The following is an 18,126-nucleotide window of genomic DNA, read 5'->3' on the forward strand; positions in this document are numbered from 1 at the left end:
AGTAGCACTTATGTGATGCACCGGCCTCTGTCGACGGGAGGAGGGCTGGTCGCCCCAAGATTCTTGTTATCGGTATATAGTTATATATATTACGATAATGTTTCGACGACAAGGAAGGAATCATGCAAATTCGACGTTTGATGCTCGCGTGCGCACTCTCCTGCGTCATGGCGCCCGCCATGGCGCAGGACCTTTTGGTTTCGGCGGCGGCCAGCCTGACAAACGCCTTCAAGGATCTGGCCGCCCAGTACCAGGCGGCGCATCCCGGGCTCCAGGTCCAGACCAATTTCGGCGCTTCCGACGTCGTGCTGCAGCAAATCATCCAGGGCGCGCCCGCCGACGTGTTCGCCTCGGCCGACCAAAAGGCGATGGACAAGGCGGTCGAGGCCCAGGCCGTCGATCCCTCCACCCGCCGGGACTTCGTGCGCAATGAGGTGGTGCTGATCGTGCCGGCCGGCAATCCCGCCGGAATCCGTTCGCTCGAGGACCTGCATGGCGACAAGGTCACGCGCATCGCGTTCGGCAATCCGGCGTCGGTGCCGGTCGGCCGCTACACGCAGGCGGCGCTCGAGCAGTCCGGCGACTGGCAGGCGGTCCAGTCGCGCGAGATTCTGGGGCAGAACGTGCGCCAGGTCCTCAGCTACGTCGAGCGCGGCGAGGTCGATGCCGGTTTCGTATTCGCCACCGATGCCGCCCTGATGCAGGACAAGGTCTCGGTCGTCCAGTCGGTCCAGACCCCCACGCCGGTCGTCTATCCGATCGCGCTGGTCCGGCGCGAGGGCCGGGCGCCGCAGGCGCAGGGCTTCCTCGACTATGTCTTGTCGGACGCGGGCCAGTCGATATTGGCGAAGTACGGTTTCGCCAAGCCGTGATTCCGCGGACGGATACGCCGCCGCGGACACATACCGCCGGGCCTTGGATGGCGGCATTCGCGCGGGCGGGCGGGCGGGGCGAGGGCGTGAGGTCATGAGCAGCAGCGTCTGGGTGCCTCTGCTGTTGTCGCTCAAGGTCGCCGCCTGGGCGACCCTGTTGGCGACGGTGCTGGGCGTGGCGGTGGCCTACGGCCTGTCGCTGTGGTCGTCGCGCTGGTGCGACCTGGTCGACGCCGTCCTGACCCTGCCCATGGTCCTGCCGCCGACGGTGACGGGTTATTACCTGCTGGTGCTGCTGGGCCGGCGCGGATGGCTGGGGCCCTGGCTGGCCGACATGGGGATCGAATTGGTCTTCACCTGGCAGGGGGCGGTGGTGGCCGCCTCGGTCGTGGCATTCCCCATGGTGCTGAAGGCCGCGCGTGCCGCTTTCCTGGACGTGGATCATCGCCTCGAGCAGGCGGCCTCGGTCCTGGGCGTGTCGCCCGCGGCGGTGTTCTTCCGGGTCAGCCTGCCGCTGGCCTCGCGCGGCATCCTGGCCGGGGTGCTGCTGGCGTTTGCGCGGGCGCTGGGCGAGTTCGGCGCGACCCTGATGGTGGCCGGCAGCATCCCGGGCCGGACCCAGACCCTGTCGATCGCGATCTACGAGGCCGTCCAGGCGGGCGAGGACGGCTACGCCAACTTCCTGGTCCTGGTCACCTCGGCCACCTGCATCGCGGCCCTGTGCCTGGCGGCGTGGCTGACGCCGGGCGCGGGCCGGCTGCGCAAGGCGAGGCGCGCGCCATGAGCCTGCGGGTCGCCATCCGCCGCCGCGTCGGCGGGGACACGGGCTTCGAGCTGGATGTGCGGCTCGAGACCGCCGCGCGCCGCGTCGCGCTGTTCGGTCCGTCGGGAGCCGGCAAAAGCCTGACCATGCAGGCCATCGCCGGCCTGCTCAAGCCCGACGAGGGCCGTATCGAGGTGGCCGGCAGGGTCTTGTTCGACAGTGCGCATGGCATCGACGTGCCGCCCAGGGCCCGGCGCCTGGCCTATCTGTTCCAGGACTACGCGCTGTTCCCGCACCTGACGGTGCGCCAGAACATCGGCTTCGGCCTGACGCGCGGCTGGCTCAACCGCCACGGCCGGCGCCCGTTGCCGGCATCCGCCCAGCGCTGGGTCGAGGCCTTCCATCTGGCGGCCCTGCTGGATCACTATCCGGCCCAATTATCCGGCGGCCAGCGCCAGCGCGTGGCCTTGGCGCGCGCCTTGTCCACCGAGCCGGGACTGATGCTGCTCGACGAGCCGCTGTCCGCGCTGGACGCCGGCCTGCGGGTGCAGATGCGCCTGGAGCTGGCGCGGCTGCAGGCACAGATCGACATTCCCACCGTGCTGATCACGCACGACCCGGGCGACGTCGAGGCCCTGGCCGACGAGGTCTTCCACATCGACCAAGGCCGCATCCGCGGCCATGGCCCGGTGCCCATCAATCCAGCGTACCCAGCAGCACGTCCGACGCTTTGAACACCGCCGTGATGTCCTGGCCCTCGGCCAGCGCCATGGCGCGCAGATCCTCGCCGCCCAGGGTGGCGGTGATGCGGGTGTTCGGCGCCACATCCACGCCGACCTCGGCCTGGTGCCTGCCGCCCACGATGCGCGAAATCCTGCCGCGCAGCTGGTTGCGGGCGGACAGCCGCGCGCCGGGGTCGAGCTGCGCCAGCATCACCGCCGGTGCCTTGATGAAGGCGAGGGCGCGGCGGCCCTCGCGCAGGCCCAGCGCAACCGTGCTGGCATGCGTGATGAATGCCACGATGGGCAAGCCCTCGGCGGTCTCGAGCGTGACCTCGTCATTGACCTCGCCGGGGACGATGCGCCGGATGGTCCCCAGCAGCCGATTGCGCGCCGAGGTCTGCACCATCATGTATTGCAGCAATTCCAGATTGCGCGGCGCATCCGGCCCGAAGCGCGCCAGGACGTCCATGAACCGCTGGTGTTCCTGGCGCATGCGCTCGTACCAGTCGATCAGCTCGCGGGCGCGCGGCGTCAGCGAGGCGCCGCCGCCGCGCTTGCCGCCCGTCACGCGCTCGACCAGCGGGCTGTCCGCCAGGTTGTTCATGGTGTCCACCGCATCCCAGGCGGCCTTGTAGCTCAGGCCGACCTTGCGCGCGGCCGCGCTGATCGAGCCCTCGGTGCCGATGGCCGCCAGCAGCGCCATGCGGCGTTCGGTGCCCCAGTTCTGCGCCTGGCTGCGCAGCGTCAGTGAGGTCGTGAGTTCGGGAGGGGCGGGCGGGCGAGGCATGGCGTCGAGTGTAAGTGTGTGTCCCTGATTGCTCAAGGGATTCCTTTCCTTTTCGCCGCCCGCGTCGGCCCGGAAGTCCTGTTAGAATGACAACGGCGGGCCCCTTCGCATGGTTCGGCGGTGAATCTGGTCAGGTCGGGAACGAAGCAGCCACAGCCGTGCGGAACCAGTGCCGAAGTCAGGCTCGCCTTCTCTTTCGACCATGATCGCGGCTTATCCATGAGCTACCTCGTATTGGCGCGCAAATGGCGTCCACGTTCGTTTGACACGCTGATCGGGCAGGACCACGTCGTCCGCGCGCTCACGCATGCACTGGACAGCGGCCGCCTGCACCATGCCTGGCTGTTCACCGGCACCCGGGGCGTGGGCAAGACCACCCTGTCGCGCATCCTGGCCAAGTCCCTGAATTGCGAACAAGGCGTCACCGCGACGCCCTGCGGGCATTGCCGGGCCTGCACCGAGATCGACGCGGGCCGCTATGTGGACTACATCGAACTCGACGCCGCCTCGAACCGCGGCGTCGACGAGATGACCCAGCTGCTCGAGCAGGCCGTCTACGCGCCGTCCTCGGCCCGCTACAAGGTCTACATGATCGACGAAGTCCACATGCTCACCGGGCATGCCTTCAACGCCATGCTCAAGACCCTCGAGGAACCCCCCGAGCACGTCAAGTTCATCCTCGCGACCACCGATCCGCAGAAAATCCCGGTGACCGTGCTGTCGCGCTGCCTGCAGTTCAACCTCAAGCAGATGACCGTCACGGCCATCGTCGACCATTTGCGCCACGTCCTGGCCGAGGAATCCATTCCGGCCGAGGCCGAGGCCTTGCGGCTGATCGCGCAGGCGGCGGGTGGATCGATGCGCGATGCGCTGTCGCTCACCGACCAGGCCATTTCGTTCAGCGCGGGCCAGCTCACCGGCGCGGCGGCGCGCGACATGCTGGGCACGCTCGACCAGCATCACCTGGTGACGCTGCTGCGCGCCCTGGCTGCCGCGGACACCCCCGGCATCCTCGCCGTGGCCGACGATCTGGCGGCGCGCGGGCTGTCCTACCAGGCGGCGCTGGCCGACCTGGCGGTGCTGCTGTCGCGCATCGCCATCGCCCAGCGCCTGGGCGCTCCCCGCGAGGACGACGACCCCCTGGCGCCCGAGATCCAGGCGCTCGCCCAGGCCTTGCAGCCTGACGAGGTCCAGTTGTTCTATGCCGTGGCGGTCAACAGCCGCCACGAACTCTCCCTGGCGCCCGACGAATACGCGGGTTTCGTGATGGCCTGCCTGCGCATGCTGGCGCTGCTGCCCGCCGACCGGGCGGCAACGCCTGTGCCGCCGGCCGCGGCGCCGGCTCCCGCGCCTGCTGGCGACCGCTCCGCCGCCCCTGACGCAGGCCCCGCCATGGCGCCGGCGGCTTCATCCCCGGCGGCTGTGCCCCCGCCGGCTGCGTCCGAGGTCGCGCCGCCTCCCGGACTCGTGCCTGCGGTCCCCGGACCAGCGGCCGCATCCGGTCCCGCTGCGCCCGGCCCCGATGCCTCCCCCGCACCAAAGGCCGAACCGGACGCCGCCTTGCCGGCGGTCGCCGAACTCGAACCTGCACCCGAAGCCGGACCCGAAGCCGAAGCCGCCGGCGAGCCGCCGGGCACGGATGGGCCGCCGGCCTGGGACGACGATATTCCGGATTTTCCCGAAGGCGATGACGGCCTCGTGCCCGTCGGCATCGAGGACGACGAGGTCCTCCTCGACGAGGCGCCACCGGGTGCCGTGCCGGCCACCGGCATCCGCGGGCCGGCCGCGGCGGCGCCCCTGCCGGATCCACGGGACGTGGGATCGCGCGACTGGCCGGCGCTGGCGGCGGCCCTGCCGGTCACGGGCGCGGCCGCCGAACTCGCCGTCAACAGCGAATGGATCTCGGGCGACGAGCATCAGGTGCGCCTGCGGGTCGCCATTCAGTCCCTGACCGAGGGTGGCGGGCCCGAGCGCTTGCGCACGGTGCTCTCCGAACATTTCGGGCGGGTGATCCGCCTCGAGATCGAGTGCGGTTCCACCGGCGAGGACACCGCCTATGCGGTCGACCAGTCGGCGCGGGCGGCCCGCCAGCAGGCCGCCGAGGACGCCGTCCCGGCGGACGCCGTGGTGCAGGCAATGACGCAGGCTTTCGGCGCCCGAGTGGTGCCGGGTTCGGTGCGGCCGCCTGCGGTATAGTCCATTCTTTGCTCAAATATTTGAGGACGGATCACTTCATGATGAAAGGACAAATCGCGGGCTTGATGCGCCAGGCCCAACAGATGCAGGAAAACATGAAAAAGGCGCAGGAAGCCCTGGCCGACATCATTGTCGAGGGGGGCTCGGGCGGCGGCCTGGTCAAGGTGTCCATGAGCTGCAAGCACGACGTCAAGCGCGTGACGATCGATCCCTCCCTGTTCGACGACGACCGCGACATGATCGAGGATCTCGTGGCGGCCGCGTTCAACGATGCCTTGCGCAAGGCCGAGACCACGGCCCAGGAAAAAATGTCCGAGGTCACCGCCGGGATGTCCCTGCCGCCGGGCATGAAGCTGCCGTTCTGATGGACCCCAGCCTGCCCGAGCCCGAACCGCTGCGCGCCCTGATCCAGGCCCTGCGCGGGCTACCGGGGGTGGGTGTGCGTTCGGCCCGGCGCATGGCGTATCACCTGCTGCAGCACGACACCGACGGCGCCTTGCGCCTGGGCCGTGCCCTGCAGGATGCCGTGGGGCAGCTGCGCCATTGTGCGCGGTGCAATTCCTTCTCGCAGGACGAACTGTGCCCGACCTGCGCCCATGCGGACCGCGACCCGGCGCTGCTGTGCGTGGTCGAGACCCCGGCCGACCAGAACATGATCGAGGCCAGCCACGGCTATCGGGGGCTGTACTACGTGCTGATGGGGCGCCTTGCGCCGCTGGAGGGCGTAGGCCCGGACCAGCTCCAGTTCGCGCGCCTGCTGGAGCGCGCCACCGACGGGCTCGTGCGCGAGGTCATCCTGGCGACGAACTTCACCGCCGAGGGCGAGACCACGGCGCATTACCTGTCCGACATGCTGCGCGCCCGCGGGCTGACGGTCAGCCGCCTGGCGCGTGGCGTGCCCAGCGGCGGCGAACTCGAATACGTGGACGCCGGCACCATCGCCTGGGCGCTGCTCGAGCGCCGGCCCGGCTGACCCTCCCGGATACCCGCGCGGTGCGCGTGGGCAGGGAAGTTCCCGGCTGATTTTGGCATCCGATCCCGTTATCATGGCCGGAACTGTCCCGAGGGAGTCCGCCATGCCCGTTTCACGTCGTGAATTGCTCAAGGCCGCGGGGGCGGCCGGCCTGATGGGGGTGCTGCCCGGCATCGCCCGTTCGCAGTCCCTGGAAAAGACCTCGCTGACCATCGCGGTGGGTGGCCAGGCCCTGATCTATTACCTGCCCCTGTCGGTCGCCCACCTCAAGGGCTACTTCAAGGACGAGGGCCTGGATGTGACGATCGCCGATTTCGCCGGGGGCTCCAAGGCCCTGCAGGCCGTGGTCGGCGGCAGCGCCGACGTGGTGTCCGGCGCCTTCGAGCACACCATCAACCTGCAGGCCAAGGGTCAGTACTACCGGGCGTTCGCACAGCAGGGCAGGGCGCCGATGATCGTGCTGGCGGTCTCGAAGCAGACCCTGGGGAACTACCAATCGCCCGCCGACCTCAAGGGCCGCAAGATCGGCGTCACCGCGCCGGGCTCCTCGACCAACATGATGGCCAGCTTCTTCCTGGCCCAGCATGGGATCAAGCCCACAGAGGCCTCCTTCATCGGGGTCGGCGCCGGTGCGGGCGCGGTGACCGCCATGCGCAGCGGCCAGATCGATGCGATGTCGAATCTCGACCCGGTGATCAGCACTTTGCTCAAGGAGGACGCCGTGCAGATCATCGCCGATACGCGCACCCTCAAGGACACTGTCCAGATCTTCGGCGGCAACATGCCCTCGGGGTGCCTGTACACCTCCCAGGCGTTCATCGACGCGCATCCCAACACCACGCAGGCGCTGGCCAACGCCATGGTCCGCGCCGACAAATGGATCCAGTCCGCCGGTCCCGACGAGATCGCCGCCCTGGTGCCCAAGACCTACCTGCTGGGCGATCCCGAACTCTACAAGCTCGCCTTGCGCGGCAACCTCGAGGCGCTCTCGCCGGACGGAATGGTGCCCGAGGACGGCCCGCAAACCGCCTTGAACGCCCTGGCCGAGTTCGTGCCGCGCTTCGACAAGTCGGCCATCGACATCTCCCGGGTCTGGACCAACGATTTCGTCGCCAGGGCAAACCAGAAATACCCTCATGCCTGAGGCTCTGGGCCTGGACCGCGTCACCTGCACGTTTCCGGCGGCGCAGGGCGGCGCGTACACGGCGATGCGCGAGGCCACGCTGGCGGTGGCCGCGGGCGAGTTCGTCTCGGTGGTCGGGCCGACGGGCTGCGGCAAGTCGACGCTGCTCAACATGGCCGCGGGCCTGCTGGCGCCGACGGCAGGCACGGTACGCGTGTTCGGCGACCTCTTGCAGGGCATCAACCACCGCGCCGGCTACATGTTCCAGGGGGAGGCGCTGATGCCCTGGCGCACGGCGCTTGCCAATGTGACGACGGGGCTCGAGTTCGCCGGCGTGCCGCCGGCCGAAGCCCGTGGGCGCGGCATGGACTGGCTGCGGCGCGTCGGCCTGGGCGGCTTCGAGGACCGCTATCCGCACCAGATGTCCGGCGGCATGCGCAAGCGCACCATGCTGGCCCAGACTTTGATCCGCGATCCCGACATCATCCTCATGGACGAGCCTTTTTCCGCGCTCGACGTCCAGACGCGCCAGCTCATGGAGAACGAGGTCCTGGACCTCTGGATGGCCAGCCGCAAGGCGGTGCTGTTCATCACCCACGACTTGGACGAGGCCATTGCCATGAGCGACCGGGTGGTGGTGCTCTCGGCCGGGCCCGACACCCATCCGATCGGCGATTTTCCCATCGACATCCCACGGCCACGCGACGTGGCCGAGATCCGCACCCATCCGCGCTTCGTCGCGCTGCACCGGGCCATCTGGGCGGTGCTGCGCGACGAGGTCCTCAAGGGCTATGCCCGCCAGAGGCAGGCCTGACATGAAGGGGCCCTGGTCCGCGCCGCTGCTGCGCACGCTGCAGGTCCTGCTGCTGGCGGCGATCCTGCTCATCTGGCACCTGGCCTCCGCCAACCGCGACGTGGCTTTCTTCTTTGGCCGGCCCCTCGAGGTCGCCCAGGTGATCTGGGCCTGGTTCGTCACCGACGCCGGCATCTACCGCCACCTGGGGGTCACCCTGATCGAGACCGTGCTGGCCTTTGCGATCGGCACGGCAGGGGGATTGGGCTTCGGCTTGTGGCTCGGCCTGTCGCGCGGCGCCAGCGCGCTGCTCGATCCCTACATCACCGCCGCCAACTCGATGCCGCGCGTCATTCTGGCGCCGATCTTCGCCATGTGGTTCGGGCTCGGCATCTGGTCCAAGGTCGCCCTGGCAGTGACCCTGGTGTTCTTCATCGTGTTCTTCAACGTCTACCAGGGGGTGCGCGAGGTCAGCCCGACGCTGCTGGCCAACGCCCGCATGCTGGGCGCCAGCCGCCGCCAGCTGCTGCGCCACGTCTACATCCCCTCGGCGACGAGCTGGGTGTTCTCCAGCCTGCACACGTCGGTGGGGCTGGCCTTCGTGGGCGCGGTGGTGGGCGAGTACCTGGGATCGGCCGCGGGGGTGGGCTACCTCATCCTGCAGGCCGAGGGCACCTTCGACGTCAACACGGTGTTTGCGGGGATCGTCGTATTGACGGTCTTTGCCTTGCTGCTCGACGGCGTGGTCACCCTGGTCGAGCGGCGCCTGCTGGCGTGGCGCCCGAGTCCCGGCGGATCCGGGATGCTCTGACCCTGCGGTGGGCGGCTCAGCCCCCGTCCCGCGACCGCGTGACCAGGGCGTCGAGCTTGATCGCATCCGCCGTGAATGCCCGGATCCCCTCGGCCAGTTTTTCCGTGGCCATGGCGTCCTGGTTCAGTTCGGTGCGAAAGGCCACCTCGTTGCTGGCCTGCCAGGCCGGTGCCTCGGCCTTGGCCGATTCGATGCTTAGACGGGCCGTCAGGGGCGCCGTGCTGGCGGCCAGCCGGCCCAGCAATTCGGGGCTGATCGTCAACAGGTCGCAGCCCGCCAGGGCGCGGATCTGGCCGATGTTGCGAAAGCTCGCGCCCATGACCTGGGTCGGAATGTCGTAGGCCTTGTAATAGGTGTAGATGCGCTCGACCGACCGGACGCCCGGGTCGTCGGGGCCGGCATGGGCGGCCTCGTCCCAGTCCGCCCCGGCGGATTTCTTGAACCAGTCGTAGATGCGGCCCACGAAAGGCGAGATCAGCGTGACCTTGGCCTGGGCGCAGGCCAGCGCCTGGGGCAGTGAAAACAGCAGCGTGAGGTTGCAGTGGATGCCCTCGGCCTGCAGCACGCGGGCCGCCTGGATGCCTTCCCAGGTGGAGGCGAGCTTGATCAGCACGCGTTCGCGCTCGATGCCGGCGCGTTCGTACAGGCCGATGATCTGGCGGGCGCGCTCGATGCTGGCCTGGGTGTCGAACGACAGGCGGGCGTCGACCTCGGTGGACACCCGGCCCGGGACGATGGCGAGGATCTCGCGGCCGAAGGCGACCAGCAGGCGATCGACTTGTTCGGCCAGCGCAGCGCCGGGATGGTCGCGCAGCACCTGCTCCAGCAAGGGGCGATAGGCGTCCTGCTGGACGGCCTTGAGGATCAGCGAGGGATTGGTCGTTGCATCGGTGGGACGATAGGCGCGCATGGCCTCGAAATCGCCGGTATCGGCGACGACCGTGGTCAAGGCGCGCAGGGATTCGAGTTCGGAGGACATGGCTGCAGCAACAAAAATGTGAAAAGCCCTACTGTAGTGCATTTGGGCGGGGCAGGGGGGTGGGGCGGTCCGAGACTGTATAATAGGAAAGTTTGCATATCGATATTACAACCGGGGTTTATCTTGCTGCCGTCAATCTTTCCCGAGGGTCCCAGCGGCCTTGTTCCAGCAATTCTAGCCTTGGCTGACGGTACTGTGTTTCGGGGCGTATCCATCGGGGCGGACGGCCACAGCGTGGCCGAGATCGTCTTCAATACCTCGATGACCGGCTATCAGGAAATCCTGACCGATCCCAGCTACAGCGGCCAGATCGTCACCCTCACGTATCCGCACATCGGCAACACCGGGGTCAATCCCGAGGACGTCGAGTCCTCCAAGGTGCATGCCGCCGGCCTCGTCGTGCGCGACTGTCCCGCCCGCATGTCCAGCTTCCGCGCCAGCCAGACCCTGCCCGACTACCTCAAGGCGCAGGGCGTGGTGGCAATCTCGGGCGTTGACACGCGCAAGCTCACGCGCATCCTGCGCGACCACGGCGCCCAGGGCGCCTGCATCCTGGTCGGCGAGGACGTCGAGCGCGCGATCGAGCTCGCCCGCGGCTTTCCGGGCATGGCTGGCCAGGATCTCGCCGCGGCGGTCGGCACCCGGCAGGCCGGGGCCTGGGCCCAGGGCACCTGGGCGCTGGGCCAGGGCTTCAGCCGCCGCGACGGCGATCTGTTCCACGTCGTCGCCTACGACTACGGCATCAAGGCCAACATCCTGCGCCTGCTGGCCGACCGCGGCTGCCGCATCACGCTGGTGCCCGCCACCACGCCGGTCGAGGACATCCTCGCCCAGCAGCCCGACGGCGTGTTCCTGTCCAACGGTCCGGGTGATCCGGCCGCGTGCGACTATGCGGCCGACACTTGCCGCGCCGTGCTCGAGCGCGGCATCCCGCTCTTTGGCATCTGCCTGGGCCAGCAGGTCCTGGGCCTGACCCTGGGCGGGCATACGATCAAGATGAAGGCCGGCCATCACGGCGCCAACCACCCGGTGCAGGACCTCGACACCGGCCGCGTGTTCATCACCAGCCAGAACCACGGCTTCACGGTGGATGGCGACACCCTGCCGGCCAACGCCCGGGTCACCCACGTATCGCTCTTCGACGGCACCTTGCAGGGCTTCGAGCTCACCGACCGCCCGGTCTTCTGCTTCCAGGGCCACCCCGAGGCCAGCCCGGGACCGCACGACATCCTGGTGCTGTTCGACAAGTTCATCGACCTGATGGCCCGCCACAAGGCCCAGTCCTCCCAATAAGAAAACCACCGCCATCCCATGCCCAAGCGTTCAGACATCCAGAGCATCCTCATCATCGGCGCCGGCCCGATCATCATCGGCCAGGCCTGCGAATTCGACTATTCCGGGGCCCAGGCCTGCAAGGCCCTCAAGGCCGAAGGGTTCCGCACCATCCTGGTCAACAGCAATCCGGCCACCATCATGACGGATCCGGAGACGGCCGACGTCACCTACATCGAGCCCGTCACCTGGCAGGCGGTCGAAAAAATCATCGAGGCGGAAAAACCCGACGCGCTGCTGCCCACCATGGGCGGGCAGACCGCGCTGAACTGCGCCCTGGACCTGGCGCGCCACGGCGTGCTGGAGCGTCACGGGGTGGAACTCATCGGCGCCAATGCCCAGGCCATCGAAAAGGCCGAGGACCGCCAGAAATTCAAGCAGGCCATGACCGACATCGGGCTCGAGTCGGCCAAGTCCGGCGTCGCCCACAGCATGGACGAGGCCTGGGACGTCCAGCGCCGCATCGCGGCCGAGCTCGGCCATTCGGGCTTCCCGGTGGTCATCCGGCCCAGTTTCACGCTGGGCGGCACGGGCGGGGGGATCGCCTACAACAGCGAGGAATTCGAGGTGATCTGCCGCCGCGGCCTCGAGGCCTCGCCGACGAACGAGCTGCTGATCGAGGAATCCCTGCTGGGCTGGAAGGAATTCGAGATGGAGGTCGTGCGCGACAGCGTCGACAACTGCATCATCGTGTGTTCGATCGAGAACCTCGACCCCATGGGCGTGCACACGGGCGACTCGATCACGGTGGCCCCGTCCCAGACCTTGACCGACAAGGAATACCAGATCATGCGCGATGCGTCGATCGCGGTGCTGCGCGAGGTCGGCGTGGACACCGGCGGATCGAACGTGCAGTTCGCCGTCAATCCGGCCAACGGCCGCATGATCGTCATCGAGATGAACCCGCGCGTCTCGCGATCCTCGGCCCTGGCGTCCAAGGCCACCGGCTTTCCGATCGCCAAGGTGGCCGCGCGCCTGGCGGTGGGCTATACGCTCGACGAACTGCGCAACGAGATCACCGGCGGCGCGACCCCGGCCTCGTTCGAGCCGGCCATCGACTACGTCGTCACCAAGGTCCCGCGCTTCGCCTTCGAGAAGTTCCCGCAGGCCGACGCCCGCCTGACCACCCAGATGAAATCGGTGGGCGAGGTCATGGCCATCGGCCGCACCTTCCAGGAATCGTTTCAGAAGGCCTTGCGCGGCCTCGAGGTCGGCGTCGACGGCCTCAATCAGAAGACCACCGATCGCGAACGCCTGCAGATCGAACTGGGCGAGCCCGGCCCCGAGCGCATCTGGTACGTGGGCGACGCCTTCGCGCAGGGCTTTACCCTCGACGAGGTCCATGCCCTGACGAGCATCGACCCGTGGTTCCTCGCCCAGATCAAGGAAATCGTCGACATCGAGCTGGCTCTCGAGCAACGCACCCTCAGCGATCTCGACGACCGCACGGTCCGCGAACTCAAGCGGCGCGGCTTCTCGGACCGGCGCCTGGCCTTCCTGCTGGACACCACCGAGGCCGAGGTGCGCAAGCTGCGCCACCAGATGAACGTGCGCCCCGTCTACAAGCGCGTCGACACCTGCGCGGCCGAATTCCCCACCACAACCGCCTATCTGTACTCCACCTACGAGGACGAGTGCGAGGCCGAGCCCACGGACCGCCGCAAGATCATCGTCCTGGGGGGCGGCCCCAACCGCATCGGCCAAGGCATCGAGTTCGACTACTGCTGCGTGCATGCCGCGCTGGCGCTGCGCGAGGACGGCTTCGAGACCATCATGGTCAACTGCAACCCCGAGACGGTCTCCACCGACTACGACACCTCCGACCGCCTGTACTTCGAGCCCCTGACGCTCGAGGACGTGCTCGAGATCGTGCACAAGGAAAACCCGGCCGGCGTGATCGTCCAGTACGGCGGCCAGACCCCGCTGAAGCTCGCGCGCGCGCTCGAGGCCAACGGCGTGCCCATCATCGGCACCAGCCCCGATTCGATCGACGTGGCCGAGGACCGCGAACGGTTCCAGAAACTATTGACCAAGCTCGGCCTGCGCCAGCCCGCCAACCGCACGGCGCGCACCGAGAACGAGGCCCTCGCCCTGGCCGGCGAAATCGGCTATCCCCTGGTGGTGCGCCCCAGCTACGTCCTGGGCGGCCGCGCCATGGAGATCGTCCACGAGCCCCAGGATCTCGAGCGCTACATGCGCGAGGCCGTCAAGGTCAGCAACGATTCCCCGGTGCTGCTGGACCACTTCCTGAACAATGCCACCGAAGTCGACGTGGACTGCCTGGCCGACGGCGAGCAGGTCATCATCGGCGGCGTGATGGAGCACATCGAGCAGGCCGGCGTGCACTCGGGCGATTCGGCCTGCAGCCTGCCGCCGTATTCGCTGTCGGACGAGACGGTCGCCGAGATCGAGCGCCAGACCGCCCTGATGGCGCGCGCCCTGGGCGTCAAGGGTCTGATGAACGTGCAGTTCGCCATCCAGGACGGCGAGGTCTACGTGCTCGAGGTCAACCCGCGCGCCTCGCGCACCGTGCCGTACGTCTCCAAGGCCACCGGCAAGCAGCTCGCCAAGATCGCCGCGCGCGTGATGGCGGGCAGCACGCTGGCGGATCAAGGCATCGCCTCGATCCCGGCGCCGCGCCACTATTGCGTCAAGGAGGCCGTCTTCCCCTTCGTCAAGTTCCCCGGCGTGGACACCATCCTGGGGCCCGAGATGAAGTCCACCGGCGAGGTGATGGGTGTGGGCGAATCCTTCGGCGAGGCCTTCGTGAAATCGCAGATCGCCGCCGGCGCCTGGCTGCCTGAATCGGGCCGCGTCTTCATCAGCGTGCGCGACCAGGACAAGCCGCGCGCCGTCGAGGTTGCCCGCGGCCTGGCCGCCATGGGCTTCGACCTGGTGGCCACGCGCGGCACGGCCGCCGTCATCGAGGGCGCCGGCTTGCGGGTGCAGATCGTCAACAAGGTCACCGAGGGCCGCCCCAACATCGTCGACATGCTCAAGAACGGCGAGATCGCGATGGTCATCAACACCGTCGAAGAGCGCCGCAATGCCATCGCCGACTCGCGCACCATCCGCATCCAGTCCCTGGCCAACCGGGTGACGTTCTTCACGACCATCGCCGGTGCGCGCGCCGCGGTCGAGGGGCTGCAGTACCTGCGCCATGGCGGCGGCCTGAAGGTCTACGCCCTGCAGGCCATGCACGCGGCCTGACCGTTCCATGGACCCGGGCGCCGGCCTCGAACAGGCCGAGCGCCCGTAAAATGCCCCTCATGGAACCGACCCACGCCACGCATCTTCCCGCCTCGCGCGACACCGACCGCTCCCAGGCCGCGATCCTGAGGGCGGCGCGCGACGAATTCGCCGAGCACGGTTTCGCCGGCGGGCGGGTCGACCGCATCGCCGAGCGCGCGGGCGTCAACAAGCGCCTGATCTACTATTACTTCGGCAACAAGAACGCCCTGTTCCTGTCGGTGCTGGAGGGTGCGTATGCGGACATCCGGGCGGCCGAGCAGGGGCTGCACCTCGATGTGCTCGATCCGGTCCAGGCCCTGCGCAAGCTGGTGACCTTCACCTGGCATTATTTCCTCGAGCATCCCGAATTCCTGTCCCTGCTGGGCAGCGAAAACCTGCTGCGGGCCAGCCACCTCAAGAAATCCAGCAAGATCCGCGAAATGCACTCGCCATTGGTGCAGATGCTCGACACCCTGTTGGCGCGCGGTCGCGCGCAAGGCATTTTTCGCGCGGGCATCGACCCCGTGCAGCTCTATATCTCCATCGCCTCGCTGGGCTTCTTCTACCTGGCCAACAACCACACCCTGTCGGTGATCTTCGGACGCGACCTGCGCGCGCCCGACGCCCTGGACCAGCGCCTGGCCCACATGACCGACCTGGTGGTCGGCTACGCGTCCAGCCAGCCGGACGACGGCGAGGGATATCCCTAGGCCCGGTCGTTATTGACACCTGATTCGCCTTACGATCATAATTCACCATTCAGTGAATTAAGGAAAAAACGTGGGGCGCAGGCCGGAACATGGCAGGCGACACTGCGGGGAGCCCTGGATGTTTCGCAAGTTGATCATGTCACCGGCCATACGGCCGATCCTGCTGGTCGTGTTCCTGGTCGTGCTCTGGGATCTCACCATCCGGCTTTTCAGCATTCCCGCCTACCTCATCCCGCCGCCGGGCAAAGTCATGGTCCAGCTCGTCGAGCAATGGCCGATGCTGCTGTCCGAAAGCTACTTCACCACCGAGGCGACCGTCTGGGGCTTTCTCCTGTCCATCGTGGTCGGCGTGCCGATCGCCATGGTGATCGCCTATTCCCGGATCGTCGAATCCTACGTCTATCCGCTGCTGGTGTTCTCGCAAAGCGTGCCCAAGGTCGCGATCGCCCCGCTGTTCGTGGTGTGGTTCGGCTTCGGCATCCTCCCCAAGGTCATCACCGCGTTTCTGCTGGGCTTTTTCCCGATTGTCGTGTCCACCGTCATGGGCTTCAAGTCGGTCGAGTCCGATATGCTCGACCTGGCCCGCTCCATGGGCGCGAGCCGGCTGCAGACCTTTTTCAAGATCAGCCTGCCGGCGGCGCTGCCGGCCATGTTCAGCGGCCTCAAGGTGTCGGTCACGCTCGCCGTGGTCGGTGCGGTGGTGGGCGAATTCGTGGGCTCGAATTCCGGCATCGGCTACGTCCTGCAGGTGGCCAACGGAAACTTCGACCTGCCGCTGATGTTCGCCGGCTTGGTGCTGCTGTCGGTCATCGGCGTGCTGCTGTTCGCGGTCGTCGACCTGATCGAGCGCATGATGATCCCCTGGCATGCCTCGCAGCGCGTCAATTAGATGATGGCGGGCTCGCGCCGGCGGCTCCCGGCGTGGGGATACCTGGTTTTTTCGTAGTCGCTCATGGCGGCTTGGACAATGACGGGCCGGCAGCGCCCAAAGGAGACACGCATGATTCGCAACTTGCTCAAAGCAGGGCTGGGCCTGGCCCTGACCGCCGCGATGCTGGGCGCCGCGCCGGCCCAGGCTCAGGACAAACCCAAGGACGACGTCACGTTGATGCTGAACTGGTATCTGTACAGCGAGCATGCGCCGTTCTTCCTGGGCAAGAAGCTCGGCTACTACGCTGACGAAGGCATCAATCTCGACATCCAGGAGGGCCGGGGCTCCGCTGTCACCGCGCAGGCCGTCGCCGCCAAGTCCGTGAACTTCGGCTACATCGACGTGACCACCATGATCAAGGCGGCCGCCAAGGGCGCCCCCCTGATCTCCACCGGCGTGCTGTTCCAGCTCAGCCCGATGTCGGTCATGGGCTTCGAGGAAAAGGGCATCAAGACGCCCCAGCAGATCATCGGCAAGACCGTGGCGGTCACCCCGGGCGACTCGATGTCGCAGATGTGGCCGATCTTCCTCAAGGCCAACAACATCGATCCCAGCCAGATCAACATCGTCTCGGGCGACGCCCAGACGAAACTCAACGCCGTCATGACCGGCCGTGCCGACATGCTGCTGGGCTACGTCATGGACCAGGCCATCAAGCTGCAGGACGCCACCGGCAAGGTGGTCCATCCGATCCGCTTTGCCGACTCGGGCGTCAACCAGATCAGCTCGGGCATCATCGTCAACAAGGACTGGCTGGCCGCGAACGAGGATCTGGCGCGCCGCTTCATGCGCGCCTCCACCCGTGCCGTCGAGGCGACGGTCAAGGATCCGCAGGCGGCCGTGGACGCCATGCTCGAGGCCAAGCCCAAGGCGGGTGTATCCGAGACCCTGCTGGTCGGCCTGCAACGCAGCATCGAGCTCTATCACACCAAGGACACGGAAGGCCAGGCGCCGTTCCGCGTCGCCATGGACAACGTGGACAAATCGCTGGACCTGCTGGTCGAGTACGGCGGGGTCGACCCGGCGCACCGCGGCACCCCGGCCGACTACGTGACCCTCGACTATCTCCCCAAGAACTGAAGCTGTATTGGACTCGCCCATGTCTGACGACATCCTGATCGAAGCCGCCGGCGTCACCAAGGTCTACGAGACCCGCGATGGCCCGGTGGAATCCCTCAAACCGCTGGATTTCAGCATCCGCAAGGGCGAGTTCGTGTCCGTCGTCGGGCCCTCGGGCTGCGGCAAGAGCACGCTGCTCAAGATGGTGGCCGGTCTGTTGCCGATCACCGCGGGCCGGCTGTCGCTGGCGGGCAAGCCCGTCGACGGGCCGCGCAAGGACGTGGGCATCGTGTTCCAGAGCGCGGTCCTGCTGGCCTGGCGCAGCGTGCTGGACAACATTCTGCTGCAGGCCGAGATGCGCCGCATGCCGATGGGGCCGGCGCGCGAGCGCGCGCTCCAGCTCATCGAGATGACCGGCCTGTCGGGCTTCGAAAAGAAATACCCCTGGCAGCTCTCGGGCGGCATGCAGCAGCGCGCCTCGATCTGCCGGGCGCTGCTGCATGACCCGGCGCTGTTGCTGATGGACGAACCCTTCGGCGCGCTGGACGCCATGACGCGCGAGAAAATGAACCTCGAGCTGCAGCGGATCTGGGCGGAATCGCGCAAGACGGTCCTGCTGATCACTCACAGCATTCCCGAGGCGATCTTCCTGTCGGACCGGGTCATCGTCATGAGCGAGCGCCCGGGCTCGATCGCAGCCGTCTACGACATCGACCTGCCGCGCCTGCGCCCGCTGGACATCATGGGCACGCCCGAGTTCGCGAAGTACGCCAAGCAGGTCCGCGCGCACTTCTATTCCGAAGGCATATTGGACCACTGAGAACCCGCCCGGTGCGGGACGAGA

General features: G+C 67.6%; 17 protein-coding genes and 1 other RNA gene. 16 read left to right on the top strand and 2 right to left on the bottom strand.

From position 1 onward, the window contains the following. Positions 1-122 precede the first annotated feature (122 nt). The 3 genes from modA (at position 123) to OOZ48_RS04295 (ending at position 2,369) form a co-directional block, all read left to right on the top strand. Positions 123-872 carry a molybdate ABC transporter substrate-binding protein gene (gene modA, locus OOZ48_RS04285; RefSeq protein ID WP_269495973.1) on the top strand — a complete coding sequence of 250 codons (750 nt, stop codon included), beginning with the start codon at positions 123-125 and terminating at the stop codon, positions 870-872. A gap of 94 nt (positions 873-966) precedes the next feature. Next, on the top strand, positions 967-1,656 hold the full coding sequence (modB, locus tag OOZ48_RS04290) for a molybdate ABC transporter permease subunit (RefSeq protein WP_269495974.1): 690 nt from the start codon (positions 967-969) through the stop codon (positions 1,654-1,656). Then, complete coding sequence (locus OOZ48_RS04295) at positions 1,653-2,369, top strand: ATP-binding cassette domain-containing protein (RefSeq protein WP_269495975.1); 717 nt, start codon at positions 1,653-1,655, stop codon at positions 2,367-2,369. Before modB ends, OOZ48_RS04295 begins: the two co-directional genes overlap by 4 nt. Here OOZ48_RS04295 and OOZ48_RS04300 read toward each other — a convergent pair. Next, a complete protein-coding gene (locus OOZ48_RS04300) occupies positions 2,332-3,180 on the bottom strand; it encodes a TOBE domain-containing protein (protein WP_269495976.1) in 849 nt (282 codons plus the stop codon). The two genes, OOZ48_RS04295 and OOZ48_RS04300, sit on opposite strands and share 38 nt — an antisense overlap. A 58-nt stretch (positions 3,181-3,238) precedes the next feature. On the opposite strand from OOZ48_RS04300, the gene ffs reads away from it, so the two are divergent. From ffs to OOZ48_RS04335, 7 genes are all read left to right on the top strand, one after another. Next, an RNA gene (gene ffs, locus OOZ48_RS04305) (signal recognition particle sRNA small type) lies at positions 3,239-3,336 on the top strand. Between the two features lie 27 nt (positions 3,337-3,363). Next, positions 3,364-5,340, top strand: coding sequence for a DNA polymerase III subunit gamma/tau (gene dnaX, locus OOZ48_RS04310; protein WP_269495977.1), 1,977 nt, complete (start codon positions 3,364-3,366; stop codon positions 5,338-5,340). Between the two features lie 38 nt (positions 5,341-5,378). Next, positions 5,379-5,705, top strand: a complete 327-nt coding sequence (locus OOZ48_RS04315; protein WP_269495978.1) for a YbaB/EbfC family nucleoid-associated protein — start codon at positions 5,379-5,381, stop codon at positions 5,703-5,705. Continuing rightward, positions 5,705-6,313 (top strand): recombination mediator RecR, encoded by a 609-nt coding sequence (gene recR, locus OOZ48_RS04320; RefSeq protein WP_269495979.1) that lies wholly within the window; start codon positions 5,705-5,707, stop codon positions 6,311-6,313. Before OOZ48_RS04315 ends, recR begins: the two co-directional genes overlap by 1 nt. A gap of 103 nt (positions 6,314-6,416) precedes the next feature. Beyond that, positions 6,417-7,457 carry an ABC transporter substrate-binding protein gene (locus OOZ48_RS04325; RefSeq protein WP_269495980.1) on the top strand — a complete coding sequence of 347 codons (1,041 nt, stop codon included), beginning with the start codon at positions 6,417-6,419 and terminating at the stop codon, positions 7,455-7,457. Next, on the top strand, positions 7,450-8,250 hold the full coding sequence (locus OOZ48_RS04330) for an ABC transporter ATP-binding protein (protein WP_269495981.1): 801 nt from the start codon (positions 7,450-7,452) through the stop codon (positions 8,248-8,250). The genes OOZ48_RS04325 and OOZ48_RS04330 overlap by 8 nt, the downstream gene beginning before the upstream one ends. Before the next feature lies 1 nt (position 8,251). Then, entirely contained in the window at positions 8,252-9,040 is a 789-nt protein-coding gene (locus OOZ48_RS04335; RefSeq protein ID WP_269495982.1) for an ABC transporter permease, read from the top strand. 16 nt (positions 9,041-9,056) lie between these two features. Here OOZ48_RS04335 and tal read toward each other — a convergent pair whose 3' ends face one another. Then, a complete protein-coding gene (gene tal / locus OOZ48_RS04340) occupies positions 9,057-10,019 on the bottom strand; it encodes a transaldolase (protein ID WP_269495983.1) in 963 nt (320 codons plus the stop codon). A gap of 123 nt (positions 10,020-10,142) precedes the next feature. Between tal and carA the strand changes: the two genes are divergently transcribed. The 6 genes from carA (at position 10,143) to OOZ48_RS04370 (ending at position 18,102) form a co-directional block, all read left to right on the top strand. Next, entirely contained in the window at positions 10,143-11,312 is a 1,170-nt protein-coding gene (carA, locus tag OOZ48_RS04345) for a glutamine-hydrolyzing carbamoyl-phosphate synthase small subunit (protein WP_442867523.1), read from the top strand. Between the two features lie 18 nt (positions 11,313-11,330). Continuing rightward, a complete protein-coding gene (gene carB, locus OOZ48_RS04350) occupies positions 11,331-14,561 on the top strand; it encodes a carbamoyl-phosphate synthase large subunit (protein ID WP_269495985.1) in 3,231 nt (1,076 codons plus the stop codon). A gap of 59 nt (positions 14,562-14,620) precedes the next feature. Further along, a complete protein-coding gene (locus tag OOZ48_RS04355) occupies positions 14,621-15,292 on the top strand; it encodes a TetR/AcrR family transcriptional regulator (RefSeq protein WP_442867524.1) in 672 nt (223 codons plus the stop codon). A gap of 118 nt (positions 15,293-15,410) precedes the next feature. Next, complete coding sequence (locus OOZ48_RS04360; protein WP_269495988.1) at positions 15,411-16,181, top strand: ABC transporter permease; 771 nt, start codon at positions 15,411-15,413, stop codon at positions 16,179-16,181. Positions 16,182-16,292: 111 nt separating this feature from the next. Beyond that, positions 16,293-17,303: an ABC transporter substrate-binding protein gene (locus OOZ48_RS04365; protein ID WP_269495989.1), complete on the top strand. Its 1,011-nt coding sequence runs from the start codon at positions 16,293-16,295 to the stop codon at positions 17,301-17,303. Positions 17,304-17,322: 19 nt separating this feature from the next. Continuing rightward, positions 17,323-18,102 (top strand): ABC transporter ATP-binding protein, encoded by a 780-nt coding sequence (locus OOZ48_RS04370; RefSeq protein ID WP_269495990.1) that lies wholly within the window; start codon positions 17,323-17,325, stop codon positions 18,100-18,102. The last annotated feature ends 24 nt before the right edge of the window (positions 18,103-18,126 follow it).

The organism is Castellaniella sp. S9 (assembly GCF_027257175.1).
Lineage (GTDB): Bacteria > Pseudomonadota > Gammaproteobacteria > Burkholderiales > Burkholderiaceae_B > Castellaniella.